This window comes from Sphingobacterium paucimobilis HER1398 (assembly GCF_000416985.1).
In the GTDB taxonomy this organism is placed as follows: Bacteria; Bacteroidota; Bacteroidia; order Sphingobacteriales; family Sphingobacteriaceae; genus Sphingobacterium; species Sphingobacterium paucimobilis.
Genome location: NZ_ATDL01000015.1, coordinates 750,467 through 770,094 on the forward strand (window position 1 = coordinate 750,467; position 19,628 = coordinate 770,094).

General features: G+C 39.2%; 14 protein-coding genes. 6 read left to right on the forward strand and 8 right to left on the reverse strand.

All coding sequences use genetic code 11. The features are described 5' to 3' along the window. Positions 1-24: 24 nt before the first annotated feature. The gene (locus tag M472_RS35915; protein ID WP_021070799.1) at positions 25-486 is read left to right on the forward strand and encodes a hypothetical protein; all 462 of its coding nucleotides are present in this window, start codon (positions 25-27) and stop codon (positions 484-486) included. 270 nt (positions 487-756) lie between these two features. Continuing rightward, entirely contained in the window at positions 757-1,767 is a 1,011-nt protein-coding gene (locus tag M472_RS35920) for an OmpA family protein (RefSeq protein ID WP_021070800.1), read from the forward strand. A 763-nt stretch (positions 1,768-2,530) separates the two neighbouring features. Here the strand turns inward: M472_RS35920 and M472_RS35930 are convergent. The 4 genes from M472_RS35930 to M472_RS35945 form a co-directional block, all read right to left on the reverse strand. Continuing rightward, on the reverse strand, positions 2,531-2,986 hold the full coding sequence (locus tag M472_RS35930) for a hypothetical protein (RefSeq protein WP_021070803.1): 456 nt from the start codon (positions 2,984-2,986) through the stop codon (positions 2,531-2,533). A gap of 19 nt (positions 2,987-3,005) precedes the next feature. Then, positions 3,006-3,722 (reverse strand): IS21-like element helper ATPase IstB, encoded by a 717-nt coding sequence (istB, locus tag M472_RS35935; RefSeq protein WP_022829371.1) that lies wholly within the window; start codon positions 3,720-3,722, stop codon positions 3,006-3,008. Between the two features lie 32 nt (positions 3,723-3,754). Then, on the reverse strand, positions 3,755-5,287 hold the full coding sequence (gene istA, locus M472_RS35940) for an IS21 family transposase (protein ID WP_235049511.1): 1,533 nt from the start codon (positions 5,285-5,287) through the stop codon (positions 3,755-3,757). Between the two features lie 233 nt (positions 5,288-5,520). Continuing rightward, on the reverse strand, positions 5,521-6,813 hold the full coding sequence (locus tag M472_RS35945) for an AsmA family protein (protein WP_021070806.1): 1,293 nt from the start codon (positions 6,811-6,813) through the stop codon (positions 5,521-5,523). Positions 6,814-7,197: 384 nt separating this feature from the next. Here M472_RS35945 and M472_RS35950 point away from each other — a divergent pair, with 384 nt between their 5' ends. The 3 genes from M472_RS35950 (at position 7,198) to M472_RS35960 (ending at position 9,301) form a co-directional block, all read left to right on the forward strand. Then, positions 7,198-7,449, forward strand: coding sequence for a SemiSWEET transporter (locus tag M472_RS35950; protein ID WP_021070807.1), 252 nt, complete (start codon positions 7,198-7,200; stop codon positions 7,447-7,449). 148 nt (positions 7,450-7,597) lie between these two features. Further along, positions 7,598-8,647: an AI-2E family transporter gene (locus tag M472_RS35955; protein WP_021070808.1), complete on the forward strand. Its 1,050-nt coding sequence runs from the start codon at positions 7,598-7,600 to the stop codon at positions 8,645-8,647. Between the two features lie 63 nt (positions 8,648-8,710). After that, positions 8,711-9,301 carry a L,D-transpeptidase gene (locus tag M472_RS35960; RefSeq protein WP_021070809.1) on the forward strand — a complete coding sequence of 197 codons (591 nt, stop codon included), beginning with the start codon at positions 8,711-8,713 and terminating at the stop codon, positions 9,299-9,301. Between the two features lie 110 nt (positions 9,302-9,411). On the opposite strand, the gene M472_RS35965 is transcribed toward M472_RS35960, so the two are convergent. The 3 genes from M472_RS35965 to M472_RS35975 form a co-directional block, all read right to left on the reverse strand. Next, complete coding sequence (locus M472_RS35965; protein WP_021070810.1) at positions 9,412-10,488, reverse strand: sensor histidine kinase; 1,077 nt, start codon at positions 10,486-10,488, stop codon at positions 9,412-9,414. Positions 10,489-10,603: 115 nt separating this feature from the next. Beyond that, positions 10,604-12,910 carry a translocation and assembly module lipoprotein TamL gene (tamL, locus tag M472_RS35970; protein WP_031301797.1) on the reverse strand — a complete coding sequence of 769 codons (2,307 nt, stop codon included), beginning with the start codon at positions 12,908-12,910 and terminating at the stop codon, positions 10,604-10,606. Positions 12,911-12,916: 6 nt separating this feature from the next. Further along, positions 12,917-18,073, reverse strand: coding sequence for a translocation/assembly module TamB domain-containing protein (locus M472_RS35975; RefSeq protein WP_158499918.1), 5,157 nt, complete (start codon positions 18,071-18,073; stop codon positions 12,917-12,919). A gap of 407 nt (positions 18,074-18,480) precedes the next feature. Here M472_RS35975 and M472_RS35980 point away from each other — a divergent pair, with 407 nt between their 5' ends. Continuing rightward, positions 18,481-18,978 (forward strand): RNA polymerase sigma factor, encoded by a 498-nt coding sequence (locus tag M472_RS35980; RefSeq protein ID WP_021070813.1) that lies wholly within the window; start codon positions 18,481-18,483, stop codon positions 18,976-18,978. An 85-nt stretch (positions 18,979-19,063) separates the two neighbouring features. On the opposite strand, the gene M472_RS35985 is transcribed toward M472_RS35980, so the two are convergent. Beyond that, a complete protein-coding gene (locus tag M472_RS35985; RefSeq protein ID WP_021070814.1) occupies positions 19,064-19,585 on the reverse strand; it encodes a DUF488 domain-containing protein in 522 nt (173 codons plus the stop codon). Positions 19,586-19,628 lie beyond the last annotated feature (43 nt).

The window sequence follows — 19,628 nt, forward strand, 5'->3', positions numbered from 1 at the left end:
TTTCATCATAAAATTGAAATAGTCATGAAAAAAGTAAACGCAAAAATTGCACTTTTAGCACTTGCATCGGTATTAACATTGGGAACATTAACCACAAGCTGTAGTAAAGATGATGACAATGGGAGTGAACAACCAGCACAAGGTACTATTGATGCTGCCGTTGGAACGTACAAAGGAAAGTTAAGTACATCTGATAAATATGGCGTATATGAATGGTACGATGCTATTGTTATCGTTACAAAAGAAGGAAGTAATAAATTAAAAGTTACCGCAAAATCAGGGGAAGAATATTCGTATGTAACTCCTAAAACTTTCACTGTTGAAACTTGTGCTTGTTTTGGTGAAAACACACAAGATATTGTTTCCCTAACAGGTAGTTTAGAAGGCATTTTTCATTTTTATGGCTCTAATAAAAACATTAATGTTACTACAGATGAACAATCCGGAACAGATGTTTATTTTCGTTTTGAGGGCGCAAAACAATAAATCAGGTTCTAATTTAAATTATTATCTTTAGCCTATCAAAACCAAGTAATAGTATAATGAGAAAATTTCACCCATTTTTTTCCATCGGAACAGTAGGAATGATTGTAATAGCCTGCCTTCATATATTTTTAGCATTAGGTCTGTCATTGATCTCGATTCACGCTGTTTTTTTTACTCTTTATCCAGTATTCTTGACTTTTTTGATATTAGGAGTTATCCTCACCGCTAAAAAACAAAAGATTTTTGTATAATAAAACTGAGTATATTAAAATGAAAAAAACAGTCCTTATTCTTGCGTTATCAGCATTGATTGTATCTTGTAATCAAGCAAACAAACAGCAAGAAAATAACGAATCTAATGCCGTAGAAACTTCTGTCGAAGCAAACGAAGGCAAAACAGAAGAAGCTAATTCTTCGGCTGAATTCAATATAGAAGATATCGCTTTCTCTACTGCCGATATTGGCGATTTTCCTTTTATTAATTTACCTAAAGGATTAGAAGCTCGAAAAGGTGCCATACTAAAAAACTTTGATGTTTGTTTCTTTCCCATAAATGGTGTAATGACACCTTTTGAAGGTAAATTGTATAAAGCAAATGTTTCTGCGGTTCGTAGCGAAGGATATTCGCAACGCTACTTTGAGAAAAGCATGGAGGATTATTTGCTTTCCGTCGGAGCGGTTAAGGTTTTTGATGGCGAAATCACCAAAGAAGAATACGAACGTTATAACAAACAAGACCCTAATAAAGGTGCTTCTGGAGATATGGGGTATTGGGATCAAAACATGAAATTGTATGTTATTCGTACCAAGGAAAAAGGGAATGTTTATATTCAATTCACTTCCACTAATGCGGGAGGAACATTAAATGTATTACAAGAAGAAGCTTTTCAACAAACCATTACCAAGATAACGGCTGATGAAATTATAAAGGATTTGACTGAAAAAGGTAAGTCGATTTTATATATCAATTTTGATGTAGATAAATCAAATATCACTACCGAAGGGAAAGAAGTGGTTACGCAAATTGCAGAAGCATTGCAAAACGATAAAAGTCTGAAAATTGCTATTGAAGGGCATACCGACAATACAGGCGATGCGTCACACAATAAAACGCTATCTGATGCTCGGGCAAATTCTGTAATGAATGCTTTGATTACAAATGGAATTGACAAAGCTCGATTAACCGCAAAAGGTTTCGGTGCTGAAAAACCTTTGGTGGCAAACAATTCCGAGGAGAATAAAGCTAAAAACCGCAGGGTAGAATTAGTAAAAGTTAATTAGTATCAAAAAGCTGCTTCTTCCGGCCAAGAAGCAGCTTTTTTTTTAAGTATAGTAATTTTAAGTAGTCTAGTATCGGTGTTGTTGCTGTTTAGTTGTGGCCCGGCAGACGAAACCAAACCAACGGACGACAACCATACAGTTATCAATAAACCTTTTACTGAAGGTATTGTTAAAATGGGCATTTTTAGCAAAGATATAGATTTAGGAAAAATCATTGGTAATATGGATTTTTCAAGATAAGATGTTGCTCAACAATATCAAGATTTACTAACAAACAATACCGAAGCAAAAGCCATTTTTGAGGTTATTGAAAATACGAGCAATCAAAATCCATTAGTTGCCTTCGCTATCAAAGGCATCCTGTTATGATATATCTTACTATCGTAAGGATCTATATAAATATCCAAATTTACGTGGTCTGGTACCCAACTGGGATCGGGATTTCCAATTTCTGACACTGACTGAAGGATATTGAATCCTAAATCTCGAAGCTCATATAATATGGGAATACTCAGTTTTACAAATCCAATCATCTATAATTACGTAATGGTTTTAACATACAACGGCTATAACGTCATAAAGTTGAAAATTTCTCATAATTCTATAAATAGTGCACACTACTCGTGAAATAGAAACTTCGGACTCAGAAACACTTTACGCGAAAGACATTTGCGCTATGGAGCTAAATATTTGGTGATACCATTTTGGTTTGCTTTTGTAACAATGATTTATGCCCCGCCCACATAAACTTGATGAAAAGCCATCACATTCCGACACATTGCTGTATACCCTCCTGTAGGCTTTTCCATATCGACTTAAAGTGAGAATATTCAGGTACTCGTTTATAATTTACCTTACCGACGTGGTAAATACCATTTGCATCTGGATTGCTATCGTTTATCACAAATGTATTCACAAAAAATGAAACAATTCCCTTCTTCTTCCGCTTGCCTCCTGACAAACCGCTTAATAACTCAATCTTAAAATCATCATAATCAAAACGAAAATCTCCCCAGTTACCGCTATCATTGCCCTTCATATCAAAACTTATGGAACGAATATTACCCGAAGATATCTTCATGTTGAGCAAGGGAGTCAGTATCTGATTAAACTCTGTAGCTCTCATAGCTGCAAAGCTTCCTTTATAACTGCATATTCCGGGGATGTTGACCCCATTCCGGGGATACTGACCCCCTGATTTTGGTTCAAGGGTTGTCATTACCAATGACCTGACAATATTACCTTTTTTTTCTTAGACTTTCTCCTTTAAGTTCAATCCTGTGTGATACATGGACAATTCTATCCAGTATTGCATCTGCAATGGTATCCTCACCGATTATATCATACCAACTTGCCACGGGTAGCTGACTGGCTATGATGGTCGCTTTTCTGCCATGCCTGTCCTCAAAGATCTCCATGAGATCCAGCCGTTGCTGTTGTTCCAGTCGCACGATACCGAAGTCATCCAGGATGAGAAGGTCTGTTTTGGCCAGCCTATCCATGAGCTTCTGTAGGGAACCTTCCAGCCTTGCCATTTTCGAGCGTTGCAGCAACTTCTGCAGATTGTAATAAGCTACTCTCTTGCCCTGTGCGCAGGCCTTCAGTCCGAAGGCAGAGGCCATAAAAGATTTACCACAGCCAGCGGCTCCTGTAATGATTATCGGTTCGGCTTTTTCTATATAACCTCCAGTTGCAAGATCGGTAATAAGCGAGTGGTCAATACCTCGGGCAGCATCCATATTGATTTCTTCAATAGATGCCTGATAGCGGAATGCTGCATTCTTTTTCAGCCTGTCATATCGTTTACTGTCACGATCATCGACTTCAGACTGTAAAAGCATTTCAAAGCCTTGTTCAAAGCTCAATATGCCGTGCTGACGTGTCTCTTTCATCACTTTCCAATGCTGCTCCATACCATTCAGACGAAGCATTCTTAGGTGTTTTTCAATGTTCATTTTTATATCTGTTTTATCATTTATTGGTCTTTTTAACTATAATAGCCTGCACCTCTGATATTGCTATGCCCGGGCATCGGCATTTCATTTTCTTGAGGTTCATTCCATCCGGCCATACCGCTGGCCAGCATATTTCCAATCGATCTGGAGCTGAACATTCTGTTTTCTACAGCAATGTTGCAGGCCTTATCGAACATGGCTATGGGGTAAGTGCGCTGCAGGCGGAACAGTCCATCACAGGTACGGTAGAGCTGTTCCGGATAACGTCCCTTTTGATTGAATATCGCTAGGATAAGCTGCTCGAACGAATGGGATATCCCGGAAGCTTTCTTCCTATATTTTTCAGGACTGATATCCATGTATTCACGATGGCTGGATTCTAGATGCTCTGGGTTGGTTGTGTAGGAGTTTGGACGCTTGCTGCGCTGGTGTACAGCTACCTGATTGCCCTGTACGAAGATATAGACCATACGATCGGTGTATACGATCTGCGCTTTCTTTCTGCGGTGGATATGGGGCACACTATAAGAATGACGGTCTCGGCCCAGGTAGATATGACCGTTGTCAGCGACCTTAAGCTCAGCATAGTGCTTCAGCTCAAAGCGATCCACGGGAAGTTTGCCCAATAGATGCTTTTCACTGCTGATAAAGCGTTCCTGACGGCAGTAACTGCGGTTCTGCATACGTGTCTGGTTGAGCTTGTCTACGCAGGAGGTAATGGCTTCATTGAGCGATTCCAGGTCAAAGAACCTACGGTTGCGCAATCGGGCGAACACCTGTGTATAGACGATTTTGACATGGTTCTCAACAGCACTTTTGTCTCTTGGCTTTCCGGCCCGGGCAGGAACCACAACGGTATCGTAGTGATTGGCCAGATCTTCCATACTTCTGTTGATATCAGGTTCATAGCGGTCACTTTTGGTTACGGCCGACTTTAGATTATCCGGCACCAGTGCCCTGGGAACTCCGCCCAGGAACCACAGGCAATCATTCAGCGCTCCAATAAAATCAGGGATTGTTTGGCTGCGAACAGCTTTTGCATAACAGTAATTGGAATAAGGAAGACAGGCGACAAATACCTCGCAATTAATAAGCTCACCTGTCTCGATATCAATATAATGCAACTTCTTGCCGGAGAAGTCGATATAGAGCTTGTCTGCAGGTTCATGTTGCATTACCATGGTTCCCGAACGGGCAGAAACACTAAGCTGTGAAAAGTGATAACAGAACTGGGAGTAACCATACCCCTGGGCATAAGATACTTTGTATTCTTCCCAAAGCAGTTTACGCGTTACGCCAACTCTTTTAAGTTCTTTCTCCAGATGTGGCAAACGCTCTTTGAGATCCTCGAACCTGGGGTCGCGATAGGCCGGATTACCTGAATGCAACAGGCCTTCCAGCACGGGATCTTCCACAGCCAGAAGGTCGCTCATGTTCAACTTTGCCTCACCTATCTTGTAGAGGTAGGACTTTACGGTATTCTTGCTTATACTAAGGCTGCGGGCTATTGCTTTGATGGCATAGCCCTGCTGGTGCAGCCTGATCATCTGTTTTATCTGACTCATGGGTCTGGTTTTTCCGGCCATTGGGTAATATCATTTTCCCAAAAGTAAAACCAAAATCAGCACCCCGGCAAGGGGTCAATATCTTCCGGAATACTGAGGTCCCAATAATACCAGAGGGGTCAATATGTCCCGGAATATATAGCCGTTCTGAACAACAGAGGGGTCAGTATCTGACGGAATGCCATGCGATAGCAGCGCTTAAAACATCATGGTATACCTAAACAAGTCCGGAATCAAGGGGTCAGCATGCTCCGGTCTATGCAATAACTATGCGCACCATCATTACGTTGCATATCGAAACCAAATACGGCATGCAACTCGCTTTTACCCATCAACATCGTCTTTAAATCTGCACGCATGAAACCATCTTTATGCAGTCGTACCTTATCGTTGGTCATATTGACGATTATCCCTCTAGTATCTATAAATGATATTACTCCCTCATCCGTACCCGACTCATTAATTTGTCTATACTGCACTATTGAATGCTCCACGAATACCGTATCCACAGCAATGTGCTGCTTTAGCTTCATAATCAGCTGATGGGGGGCATCTCCGATTTTGTTTACATTATCCTTCTGATAACGGCGGTCTTTCCTAAAGACTGCCGACCCTTTATTCAGATATATCTTCTTGGCATAAAATCCCCCCCTCCTTAGCAGCAAGGGCATATCCCAATTTTCTAAACGGATGGTATCCCATTGTAGAGCGATCAACGCTTTATTCTGTTTATCATTTTTAAAATACTGTTCTTTTTTGATTTTAGGTCCCAATCGAATATTGTGCAGCAGGGCCGACTGGGTACGGCTATCCAGCTTCAAGTGGTCAAAGGATAATTGATATGGGGTATGTGCAATGGAATAGGTAAATCCGGGCAGCTCCATCTGGATCCTTTTGCAATAAAGGATTCTACTAGTATCTGTTTTACTATCCGACCCCATCAAAAAATCAGATAGTTTTACATATCCCCTCTTCAGGAGCACAGGCTCTTTCACACTTTTATCAACAGCTTCTAGATCAAGCGACTTTACTTCGAACATATCAATCCGCAACTCTTTAAAGGTGTCCTTAATCTGGGCATAGAGATCGGTACCGCTGGTATCCGCTGGGGTATAAGGCAGCACCTCTTTGACCAACTGCACACGTAGCGAATCCATTACAATATGCTGCACGTTTACTTTATCGGTAAAAAGCACACGACACACATTAACTCCATCAATTTTAAGCGTATTCAAAACAACGTCAAAGCGCGTCGCAAATGCTTTCTTCTGCGCTTTAAGTTTAGCATACATCGTCGTATCTGATATAAGCCGTATACCCGTAAATCTTAAAGCCCCGCGTAGAATACTAACATCCAAATCATCTATAACAAGACGATACTGGCCTTGAGATTCTGTATATATCTTTTCACTTAATTTCTCTTTAATGATAGGTTTATAATGGCGAGCAAGGTAACAGCTCCCAATCACAAGAATCAACACAATAGTTCCTACCACTCCAATCAACCATTTTATCCATATTTTCATATGCAAATAACAGCCTGGAAATGATTTAGTTTAAAATCTTCTATTCTGTTGAAGTCATATTTATCGCCGCAACAGACATCCGGTATTTGTCATATATCTTTTCGCAATACCGAAACATGCGCTCGGCCAGATCGCAACGTACTTTGGCACTCTGAATCTCTATATGACATATAATAAACTTATCCCCTCCGCCTTTAGGGTGAATTTTCACTCGAATAGTCAATAATGAACATATGGTCAATATAGCTGTTTAATTTAAGAGTAATTCATTAGTTATTTAAGATTTCTGAAGAGAAGTATCGTGTCCAATGGCATAGGTGGAGGACATTCCCGCACTACAAGCAAATAAGTGTTAAATAGATTTACAATAAAGCAAAAAGAGAGATGGAAACGGTAATCGGAACAATTGCAGGGGCATTGACGTCTATATCAATGTTACCTCAATTAATAAAAGTGATTAAAGAAAAAGAGGTGCAACCTTTGTCACCTACTATGATTATTGTGCTTATGGCAGGCGTAGCGCTTTGGGTTGTTTATGGAATTATGAAATCTGAATGGCCTATCATAATTTCTAATTCATTCTCGTTCTTAGTAAACGGCTTATTGCTGATATATTATTACATATTGAAAGAATAAACTTCTCTGACTCCCCCACCCTGATGATCCCATTAGCTTCTATTATTCGAAAATCGAGATGAACTTAAAAGAGATATTGCTGTTTTAAGTTAGAACAATAAGTTCTTTTATAAAAGGCAATAGAAATTTGAAAAATTGAACAAAAAATATGACTAATTCACTTTTTAAAGGGACACAGATCATTCTGCTCACTGTGCTGTCTATAACAATTTTATACTTTGGGAAAGAGGTATTGGCACCGCTAGCGATGGCCGGAATTTTAGCGATGTTATTTTTAGGCCCTTCCACTTTTTTTGAAAAGAAAGGAATGCCTCGATGGGCCAGTGCTTTGATAGCTATTGCATGTCTATTGGTAATTTGTTCCGGAATTATATTCTTATTGAATTGGCAATTACAAAGCTTTGCCGAACAGGTAGTAGATATGAAAAAAAACATAGGCGATATGGTTTCTAAAGTACAGTCCTGGATAGAAAGCAGAGTGGGAATTGACGAAACGCGACAAAAAGCAATCGTGGAAGATCAGATGAAAAACGGTACGGATGTAGGTAGCACGTCAATAATTTCTACGTTGTTTGGAATGCTAGTAGACTTTATATTGGTCTTGGTATATATTTATTTGCTTCTGTTCTATCGCTCGCGAATAAAGGCATTTTTGCTTAAAAGTACAAAATCAGACAATCCAAAACGCACGTTGGAAATCGTAGACTCGGCAAGTACGGTAGCAGCGAGCTATGTTATCGGTCTTGCAAAGATGATATTAACCCTATGGATCCTATACGGAATCGGTTTTACAGCAATAGGTGTGGAAAATGCTTTCTTTTTTGCAATTATATGTGGATTGTTAGAGTTAATCCCGTTTATAGGTAACCTGACAGGCACGGCCATTACGCTGCTGGGAGTAATGGCACAAGGGGGAGAAACGGGAATTATCGTGGGCGTGATAGGTATATATGCATTCGTACAATTTGTGCAAACTTATCTATTAGAACCTCTTATTGTAGGGGACGAAGTGAATATAAATGCGCTGTTTACTATTTTGTCTTTGGTCATAGCTGAGTTGATATGGGGCATACCCGGTATGGTAATAGCTATTCCCTGTGCAGGCATAATGAAGATAGTATGCGACCGTGTGCCAGCATTACAACCTATAGGATATCTAATAGGTAGTGACAAAAAAATAAAATATAGAAAACGGTGATTGATAATACGATGGATTACCCGATACTTTTAATAAAGATTACTTAAACAAATAAATTATCATATGATTAAAACAACAAGCAAATTTTTCATTCTTGCCCTTGCCATCCTAAGTGCATCCTGCGGGGAAAAATCCGCTAAGAAGGAAGTCAGTAGTGAAGAAAAAACATCGAAGGACAGTACGCATGTTCTTATTAGTATCTCGCAAAGAAAACTATATGTGCTAGAGGGTGCCGATACGCTGAAAAAATTTTCTATAGCGGTTGGTAAAGAAGGACATCCTACTCCAGAGGGTGATTTTCAGATTCATCAGATCGATTGGAATCCAGACTGGACACCCCCGGAAAGCGATTGGGCAAAATCCGAAAGCTACAAAAAACCGGGAGAGAATGGTAATCCTATGGGCCGGGCACGTATTGTATACCAAATGCCCTATACTATACATGGTACAAAAGATATCCAATCTTTGGGTAATGCAGAATCGCACGGTTCGGTTCGGATGGCCAACGACGATGTAATCGAACTGGGTAAATTGCTCATGCAAAAGTCTGGAACAGAAAAGTCTGAAGAGTGGTTTAAGAATGTATTGAATGACTCCACAAAAATGGAATCCGTGAAATTGGAAAAGCAAATACCGTTAAAAAATATGCGCTAAAACTCTACTGTCTCTTTTAGATTTAATAATAAAGAGACAGTGATTTTTGTCAATTCTGAAAGTACATTAAATGACACAGAAGGAAAAGCGAAGTTTGACTTGGCTAAAGATTAAACAATTATACTTTCACTTCGTGGAATCGTAATGTTAACGACAGCTCCGCCCCTAGGTGCTGCATTAATATGAACATCGCCATTTAGTAATTTGATGTTGCTAAGGATGCTTGTCAATCCTAAGTCTGCCTTCTGTGTTTGTAAAATATTTATTCCGCGTCCATCATCACTTATAGCGATTAGAATCTCTGTTCGATTAACTTCCACATTAATACTACAATGTGTAGCATGCGCGTGCTCAATAACATTGAGCATTAATTCCTGAACTGTACGATAGACAGCAAGCTGTAAGTAATTCTCGATATTTTTGTATGGACCTTTAATATTAAATTTGAACGTCGTGCTACCTGACAATTCGACACAAATTTCTTCAATCGCAGATTTAAGTCCGAATTGTTCCAAGTTAATGGGCATAAGTTCGTGGGAAATTCGACGCGTTTCGTCGATAGCATCCTTTAAAAGCTTGTCGGTATATGACTTCGCGTTTTTAAAAACACTTTCATCTAAACCGTAATGAAGCGCTGACATACTTATTTTAATTCCGTAAAGGATCTGGCCAATACCGTTGTGAAGTCGCTCGGAAATCTGCCTACGTTCTTCTTCTAAAGTGCTTAACGATACCCTGAAAATCTCCCGTTGCTGCTCCGCTTCTAATTTACGAATCCGTCTTTCTGCAGCACGTGCAGCTGATATCCGCATTTCTATTCCTTTTTTGTATGCGGTGATGTCTCGTGTGGTAGTCGCTACCCCATCTCCCTGTTTGACAGATGATTGTTGGAACCACCCGTTAAATTGTTCATGGACATAATGTCGAATACTCTCATCAGGCTGACCTGTTTCGACTACCTTTTTGAAAGTTTCAAAGATCCCAGTATCTACCACTCCCGGGTTCAATGTAAGTAGGCTTTTGCCAATAACATCACCAAACTTCTTCTCTGAAGTTTTATTATTTAAGATCCATATGAAATCCACTATTTCATCTTTATCATTCCGCACTGCCCTAAACACCTGGATCATATCCAAAGAGCTGTCTATAGTGTTGCGAAGTATGTCCTGATCCCTATGTAACTCCATGTTTTCTCTCCATTTTTTACAGCTACGCTAATATATTAAAATCTAAATCAGCGCCAGCTCTAAATTATATTATAGCTGAAAAATAGTCTCAATCTCTTTCTCGGTAAGGATAAACCTAAAAAGGATATCCTATTGCAAGATTAAAAATTAAATTGTCTTTTCGCCATTCTGAATTTCTTATTTCCATATATTTAAATACCCATCGATCACCTTGTTCACGATACGGAACACGTAATGGCGTGGCGACATCCAGGCGGACCAATAAGAAATTCAGATCTAGCCGTAAACCTAGCCCAGCCCCCACAGCTAATTCTTTATAAAAATTTTTGCTAATCTCCCCGCCCAATTTATCTTCGTCCTCACGCTGTAACCATACATTGCCTGCATCTACAAAAGCTGCCCAATGAAACATGCCGGAGATCGGCGCTCTATATTCTGTATTTATTTCTAATTTATAATCGCCTGTCTGATCTGCAAAAAAATTGTCACTGCCTAAATTTTGTGGTACGGCAGACCCCGGACCAATGGAGCGTGCGCGGAAAGCACGCAAGCCATTGGGACCGCCCGTAAAATATTGCTTTAAATAAGGGAGTGATCTAGAATTTCCATAAGAATAACTGGTACCAATCATAATGCGTGAAGCAAGTTGCGATTTCGGCGAAAATTTCATATAATGTCTGAAATCAATCTCTGCCTTAAGGAACTGCGCATAGGCGGTGCCAAATAGTCGTTTGATATTACCATCTTTAAAATCAGCTCCCTGCATCAGCCCAAGTACATTGCCTGATGTATTGACGCCGGTCTTGAGATAAAAGGTATGTTTACGGCTCTCCAACATGGTATTGGTAAAGGTGTATGTATAATTGGGTCCAAAAGAAAACTGTCGGTCTACCACATGCTGTAACGTAGGCACCGTATCCATCTGGGCGCGGTATGTGTCCGAAATATTACTAGGCCTCACATATATAATCTCCGCGAGTGCAAGGTCATGTTCCTTCTGTTCATTTTCCTTCCATTGATAACCATAATTGAGACGCAGTGAATTTAAAGTATAGGCATTTCGTCTATTCAAAAACTCATAACCTGCCTTAGCGTACGTACGCGGTATAAAACGTAAGGAAGGTGCCCATTTGTAAGGTGATAATAGGCGGGGCCAACTGATGCCTATCTCAGCTCCATATCGAATATAATTTGAGTTGAGCGCTATATTTCCCCCGGTCTGTGCCTCATAACCTCCAAAAACAGAGAGTGTCAGTGTTTCAAATCCTTTGAAGGCATTACGCAATGTCCAATTTATATTTGCTTCCGTGCCGTTGTAGACTGAGGCGGTTTTTCCCAATAACTCGAAACGTAACGACTTACGAGGCAGAGGAGTTAAATAATAATAAACATCCAAGCGGTTTGCAGTATCTTTACTATCTACAAAGTTATTTTTAACAAACTTGAATGTATTTAGATTGACCAGGTGGCGTAGGGTCATATTGTGATCTTCGCGTGTGTAAAGATTTCCTTTTTTAAAGAAGATATGATTGGCCAGAATAGATTTCCGATATGTATTTTGAGGGTCGATAAAGTGTAAACCGTCTATGTAGGGTGAGCTAACACTGTCTAATCTCCTATCTGCCCTTCCGCCCGCGCCTGTATAATTGGGGTAAACAAATATATTACCAATGCGCTGAGGTGATAGGGCCTTATCGGTAGTCTCGGGCTTGATAGTGACATACATATCTACTTTTTGATTTTGCCTGTTACTATCGACTTCGACTAATATATTATCGGGGGAGAAATAGTAATATCCTTTATTTTTCAGATCGTCATCTATACGCTCCCGCTCCTTAAGAATAACATCGAGGTTATAATTATTTCCCGTTTTCAATAATGTGTTTTCTTTAGCAGAGATGATATCTTGACCGATACGCTGTGAATCAACCTCAAAATCCACTTTAGAAATACGATATACTTTACCAGGAAAAGCATTAAAATGTACGTCTGCATATTTGCCTTTCACGATCTTATCCGAAGTTACGTAAGCGTTGAAAAAACCTAGATTTTCCATACGATTACGCAGCAAATTTTCGTTGTATTCCAAATTAACATCCTGTAATAAAACCGGCTCTTCTCCCCTTCTCTTTAACCATTTCTTAATTGCGCTATTAGTACTATCTGGGCCGCCGCCCATATTCCAGAACCATAATTTATAGCGTATACCCAAAATCTTTTTATTGGGTTTGGGCCGAATCAACTCTTGGAGATGGGCTTCAAAAGCCTCCTTCCGATCTTTCGGAAAACTATCCTGTTGAACGTATACCTTACCTGTATTGAATAGTTTTTCATTTTCGGTAAGATATCTTGTGGGATTGCAAGCACCCAATATTATAAATACGGTCAGATAATAAAATAGTTTATAAAGTTTTTTGGTCATGGTCATTTATCTCCTATTTAATTCTTCTTCTCTTATTAGCGATTTTTTAGGGGTATACAGCGTGTCTTGAGCACCCTCCCTATTGCTCTTGGAAGTGACGTTCAGTTGTGATAATTTATTACTGCCCAGAGGCTCTCTATTATCGTCGCCTTTTCGCTCGACACTATCCCGTAAAAGCTTACGCACACTATCCCTATAAACTGAATCTGTTTCCATACGTTTTACATCAAAACGGCGTTTAAAGCTCCGTTTATCGGTATTATAAATATTTTTTGCTTTGGACCGGGTAAATAATTGTCTGAAATAATTGTAATCCCTGTTCATTATGAAACCTATGCCTGTCTCGATAAATTGCCCCTGCAAGGTGGCTTGATATTGGTTTTTACGATAGACACGTGCAATATAGCGCCAGTCACTGGATAGCTGATAATCAAGCGCGATATCTCCCGCAATATTTGTTGATTTTTCTCCTGGTCTGGAATTACCTTCTACCTCGAAATTGGAGCCTATTGTAACTTTAAGACGGTTGTCGAAAAGCAACTTGGATACCCCCACATTCAAGTCGGTACGAGTTTGCGCATTTCCTGTTAGATAGTCTTCCTCGGATTGGAGATTGAAGTCTAATTCTACGCCTTTAATCAAATCTGATGCTAAATTATTCAGCTGGCTGGTCAAAAAAGAACTTACGGTACTCCGTGCTATTCCTTCAACTCCGCCCCCGCCCGAAAGGCTTTCAAAAGGATTGGCTGACATAAACCGACCCAAGGCTATAAGCGCAAAAACTTGTTTGTTTAACTCTGATGGATCTTCTTTCAAACTTGACAGCGCGATATTTACTTTGCTGACCACATCTTGTGATGCTACTGCTTGCTCTTCGTTCATGTCGATATCAAAAGCTATTTCAGGTTTCAATAACTCGCCAGACAGTATAAGCTTGACATCGAAAGGTAACCGTTGTTTGTATAGATTAGGATTTTCTGATCCTATTTGGGGCTGCACCAATTCCAACGTTGGAAATTTATTGGTATATATAGCCGTTATATCCAGATTACCATCTAAGGGATCCCCGTTGAATGTAATAGTGCTTCCTTTTTGGAAAGTAAATGGGCGGGAAATAGGCCCCAGGGAAAAGGTATAGGAACCTTGCTCCACACTGTAAGTACCTGCGAGGCTTATCTTGTTGCTCGCATCTATCGAAGCATTTATTTCGGCCACACCCTGAATATGGAGAGCGTCTTGTGTGCCTTCGTCTAGTATAATATTAAACTTTGCCGCGGGGTCTGTAGAAAGATTTATAGCGATGTCAAGCCCGGCTAATTGATCTAAAGTTGTCAGGGAATCTAAACGCGCCATATTTTGCGCAAATAACGTGTCGCGCCTGTCTACGAAGTCGACTACTCCCTCGCGCTCTACTACTCCCGGATTCTTATTGGGTATAGCTAAAGAAAAGTCTGTACTATCTTCTACCCGTATATTTCCATCAAGACGCGGAAGGTTCATATTTCCGGTGAGATTAAGATCACAGCTCAGATATAGCTTACCAAAAAATAGGTCATTATCCTCGCGAGTAGAGTTAACGGCTTCGAAATCGTCCAAACGAAGCTGAAGTCCGAAATCCAAATCCTTAAAGGAGCTGGTGCCTATCTTACCCTCTATAATAGCAGGATGCCCCTTTGCGTCATTTATCTTAAAATTGTCAAAGTAGACCGCGTCTTTTGCAAAACGTATAATCTGCTTATCAAAACTAAAATCGGCATTTAACATGGCGACATTTAACTTAACGTCTTCAAACGCTATTTCTCCATTTAGCTTAGGGGAATTAGGTGTGCCATTAATTTTTAAATTGCTGGTTAGTTCGCCCTCAGACTGACCTAAAGCTCCCATGGAAAATGCTTGGAGGGTGCGTATGGTCAATGGCTGTAACTTCAGTTCGGCATCTATCTGAGATTCACCTGTTGGGTTCACAAAATAAGTCCCGGATAATTGCACGTCATTGTCTTGACCTGTTACATTTAAATCGAGGGCGTATATATTTTGTTGTTCGTTATTTACTTTGAAGCTAATGTCGCCTACGGGCTGCTTTGCAAAAGTAAACTGCTCAATATGAAGGTCTGCAACTACGGTAGGATTCCCCAGTAGCTGGGAAATAGTAGCTTTGCCATTGATAGTTCCTTCGATGCCCAAAGAATCGGCTGTAACTATCCGGGTAAGTGTCGGTAACTTAAAGTTAAAAAAGCTAACATTCAATGGGGAGTTGGAGCTAGAATCGGTCGATTGTATGCTGAGCTCCTGTGCCTGATTTATTATATTAAAATCATTTGCATAAAGGCCTGCTTTAGAGAAGCGAATATGATTGGAAGGAGCTACAGTCCATGTCTCATAATTTAAAACCAAGCTGTCTGGCATTAGTTGTATATCATATGCATCAGGAACAATTTGCACGGCACTAGCTAGCGCATATTGAAGGCTATCTGCTTTGTCTTTAATCCATAATTTAATATCGGCCTGATTCTGCTTGAGCCGACCTGATAGCAAGGTATTATTAAGTTGAAAGCTAGAAATTTGAGTATTTTGAACAGTCGCCGAATAATATAAAGCACTGTCAGCAGTTGTTATCTCAACTCCCAATCGTTCAATAAGCATATTGTCATACCGTACAAGAGGAACATTTAACTCAACCTGCATGTTATGGTCTCTGCTGTTGAATGTTCCATCTAGGGTAACTGTATGCATATCGGTCAGTTTAGGAAGAAAGCTCTTTATCAAAGGGGTTGGTGAGAGCTTGGCACTAAATTCAAACTGCTGTGGTGTTATGGCTAACGGGTTTTGTGATATCGATTGCCCGTTATTATAGAAACTGCTAATGATCTGCTGGAACGACTTGCCTAATTCGGTTAGCTTATAATTACCCACCAAATGCGCTTTCACTATATCTGATTTTAAGGTCATCAGTTTTTGCTCTTTATCCGACTTTGCGGTAAGTAATATACTATCCAGAGCATAGCGAGTATTCTTATTAACCAGGTAGGAGCCTGAAATAAGTGCTGTTCCGTTTAAATAGTCTGGATCTGCAGTATCAAAATCAGCCTGTAGCTGACCGCGGTATCGTATATCGTCTGCGACAAGACGGAGGTGTTGCAGGTTAACACTATCTACCTTTAGATTCGCTTTAACACTAGGATACCTCGTACTTAAATTGGCGCTGAAATTAAGTTTTAGACGCACATTCGGATCGGGGCTATTCAACCATCCTTTAATTACCCCCTGGCTCGCTAAAACTTCAGAAGTGACATCCTGATAATTGTAACCTTTAAAATTCATACTATGAATGGTCGCTGCTATTTTTGTTTTCATCTTGCGTGGATCCAACCCCACGCCAGAGACATCTGCATCTGCCGAAAGCTTGCCTAAAGTCGAATCTTGTTTTAAAATATTTCCTATATCTAACCCATCAATCTTTATGCGGGCGTTATAGAAGGTATCTTTCTCTATTTTAAGGTTGCCGCTAACCAATGCATTTCCTAGCTCTGTCCCTAAATTCAACCTAGTAGCAAACCCTTTTAAGCCGCCCTTAAAGAATCCATTTAATCGGATAGATTCTGGAAACTTTATATTTGGTGGCAATAATGTCCGAGATACTAACTGTTGAATATCTTTGCGGCCTGTAGTGAACTTATTTAATTGCAGATCGATATATGATTTTTTTAAGTCTGGCAGCCCCTTGATAGTAGCCTTTGCAATGAGATGCGTACGTGAAGCTGTTTTCACTTCTAGACGTGGAATTTGTAGATTGGACAAATTGCCATTAACTGCTCCATCAATATAAAATGATTGCGTCAATAGCGGACGTAGGGACGGTTCGCTTGCTAAAAATGGGGCAAAAAGAAGTGCATCACCCACGTAAATGTTGGACTGCGTAAGGTTAACATTTACATTTACTTTGTTGGGATTTTGAGTTAATGCATTTAATGTGGGATAGGTTATCTTAATGTGATCCCGAATAATTGTTTTTGGTGTCTGCAGCAATAAATCAGTAAGCTCTGTCTTTGTATTGCTATACACAAAATTAGCTCTTGCTTTTAATAAATTTAGTCCGGAATGTTCCTTTGCCGAAAGATTATGTAACGATCCAGAAATGGAATCAGCGCTGTAATAAAAATCATCTAACTGACTTGTTAGCTCGGTTATGGTAATATTGGCATAATCAAAGCCTTGCTGTAATGGAGCTTTTCCGTTATCTTTAAATCCTAAATTCGTACCGTTTATAAGTACCTTAGAGGCCGATACAGTCCAGTTTGCTGAAGATGTATCGACTGGAGCAGACTGCGCCTTTGGAGTGGATATTTTATCAATAATAATATCGACTTCGGCACGGTCGACCCTCAGTTCCCCTAATTCAACAATAGACTTATTGAGATCTATTGATTTTATATCTGTGGAAAATTTATTGAGGTCAAATGTTGTCTTTAGTCCTGTCGCGGTATTTTGATAATTTAAACTTATATCGGCGAGGTCTATGTTGGAGATATCAATATCCGGAAGCATCGAGGCCGTCTCAACACTACGATCAATTACCCCAAAGTGACTTGCTGCAGGGGCATCAGAAACTTGGGCCGGTTGCCATTGGTTTATCAACGCTGTAAAGCCTTCTACCTTGATCTTAGGAATGGTGAAAGCCATATTGTCCGTTAAATCAAAGCGTTTAAGGTTGGTATCAAAATGTTTCAAGCGCAACTCAGCGCGGGTATCGATTATGGCGTCATCATAAATAGCATGTATATTATCAAGAGAAACTTTGTCGATATCAAATACAAGTGCTGAGGTCGTGTCCGCAGAGGCAGAACTCTCTTTCTCCGAATTAAAAGCCTGTATGATATAATCAAAATTGAAGGTACTGTCTGGAAGGGAGCGTTTGATTTTTGTAGTGATCCCTTTTAACTCAATTTCCTCTATCTCTACTGTATTTTTAAGGAGTTTGAACATATTAATGTCAACTAGTAATTTCTCTCCTGCTATTAAGGTATCTTTAGTTTGATCTTCAATATAGATATTCTGAAGAAGCAACTTTTTTGGAAAAGTAATATAAACGTTGCCGATGTCTACGGGGGTTCCAATTTTTTGCTCGAGATAGCCAGTTACTTTTCCAACAACATAATTTTGCACAGTTGGGATCCTGATGACTAAAATTAATAAAACCAGCAGACCTATAAGGATGCCTACTATCCACATTAAAGTTTTTAAAGCTATTCGTCCAATTCTGTTCAAAACAAATGATTTTGTAAGGTATACATAAGATGTGTATACTGTTAACAGTTATAAGAACAATTGGTTGCTTACGGTATGGGTATTTTTTAACCCTAATTCTTTACAGGCCTTTAAACTGAGCGTTAAAAAATAGTGCCACCGTATTTATACTACTTAAAACTATTAATACCTACAATGCCTAAGAACAATTATCCCTTATTAAGTTTTAGTTACCTTTTTATCGGTGAGAATACCTGTAATACTGATTAATGCGATAAATCGCATGTTATTTGTTTATCAATGATTAAAAGCTTAACACCTTGGAGATGACAAATAAAGACTTGAACGTACAATTGCTAGAATACAGATCCGTATTAAAAAATCTTGCTTATAAATTTACCAGTGACCCTGAGGATATACAGGATCTGATACCGGAAACATTGCTAAGGGCTTTAAAATATGTTGATCAGTTTTTTAATAACCCTCAGATAATTCCTTGGTTGTTTGTTATTATGAAAAACATATACATCAATCAGTACCGAACAAAAAAATATAAGTTTATATACGAAAACCAGAAGGCAACAGAATATCAAAATTTGGGAAGTCATGAACCCTTCACAGAAAACACGGTGGAGAGGCAGTTGATATTAAAAGATATCAATAAAGCATTGGGGTGTATGTCTGATGAAAACCAAGAGATTTTTAATACGTATATTAAAGGTTACAAGTACCGTGAGCTTTCGGATATGTATTGTATGCCTGAAGGTACTATAAAATCTAAGATCTTTACAATTCGTAAGCAGTTGCAGCGTCAATTTGCCTAACTAAAAATATAAACCTCTCCCCAGCTAAAATGTTGGGGAGTAGGTTCACCAAACAAACACGATTAAAATTACAATAATAACAATATCATTTGTAGATAAGTCTATTATTTTCTATTGTAGCAGGCGCCGTATAAGGATGTAGAACAATCTTACCCGTAGACATAATATGAAGTACCTTCCAATCTTCCGCTTTTAGATAATCAGATACCATGGCGCGATGGCATCGCCACCATAGCGCTTCGGAGCACATAAATGCAGTTGTCTTTTTCATTGCTTCTCTTTTCAAAAGGTTAATCCCTTGGTGAAATTCTTCCGTCAACATATAATCTGCATAACCTTGAAACGATTTATTACCCCAAACTTGATTTAATGAATTTGATTGAACCTTTCGTCTACCTCCCAATTCTTTCATGTGTATATATTGTATATTTTCTTTTGGAAGATTGATTTCTAAATTTTGTTTATTATATATAGGAAATTTTCTTGAACCGGGAAACCGCCGAATATCTACCACCAATTCAACACCGTACGGCTTTAATAAATTAACAAAATCCATATAGATGTGTGTGGAGTGCCCGATCGTATATATCATATTTTTATTTTCCATCTTTTTCAATTTTTACAGTAAACAATTGATTGTTAACTTTGTT

Bases quoted from the DNA above. Each gene is read 5' to 3' on its own strand.
- M472_RS35915 (WP_021070799.1), top strand. From the start codon at position 25: ATGAAAAAAGTAAACGCAAAAATTGCACTTTTAGCACTTGCATCGGTA.
- M472_RS35920 (WP_021070800.1), top strand. From the start codon at position 757: ATGAAAAAAACAGTCCTTATTCTTGCGTTATCAGCATTGATTGTATCT.
- M472_RS35930 (WP_021070803.1), bottom strand. From the start codon at position 2,986: ATGACAACCCTTGAACCAAAATCAGGGGGTCAGTATCCCCGGAATGGG.
- istB (WP_022829371.1), bottom strand. From the start codon at position 3,722: ATGAACATTGAAAAACACCTAAGAATGCTTCGTCTGAATGGTATGGAG.
- istA (WP_235049511.1), bottom strand. From the start codon at position 5,287: ATGAGTCAGATAAAACAGATGATCAGGCTGCACCAGCAGGGCTATGCC.
- M472_RS35945 (WP_021070806.1), bottom strand. From the start codon at position 6,813: ATGAAAATATGGATAAAATGGTTGATTGGAGTGGTAGGAACTATTGTG.
- M472_RS35950 (WP_021070807.1), top strand. From the start codon at position 7,198: ATGGAAACGGTAATCGGAACAATTGCAGGGGCATTGACGTCTATATCA.
- M472_RS35955 (WP_021070808.1), top strand. From the start codon at position 7,598: ATGACTAATTCACTTTTTAAAGGGACACAGATCATTCTGCTCACTGTG.
- M472_RS35960 (WP_021070809.1), top strand. From the start codon at position 8,711: ATGATTAAAACAACAAGCAAATTTTTCATTCTTGCCCTTGCCATCCTA.
- M472_RS35965 (WP_021070810.1), bottom strand. From the start codon at position 10,488: ATGGAGTTACATAGGGATCAGGACATACTTCGCAACACTATAGACAGC.
- tamL (WP_031301797.1), bottom strand. From the start codon at position 12,910: ATGACCAAAAAACTTTATAAACTATTTTATTATCTGACCGTATTTATA.
- M472_RS35980 (WP_021070813.1), top strand. From the start codon at position 18,481: ATGACAAATAAAGACTTGAACGTACAATTGCTAGAATACAGATCCGTA.
- M472_RS35985 (WP_021070814.1), bottom strand. From the start codon at position 19,585: ATGGAAAATAAAAATATGATATATACGATCGGGCACTCCACACACATC.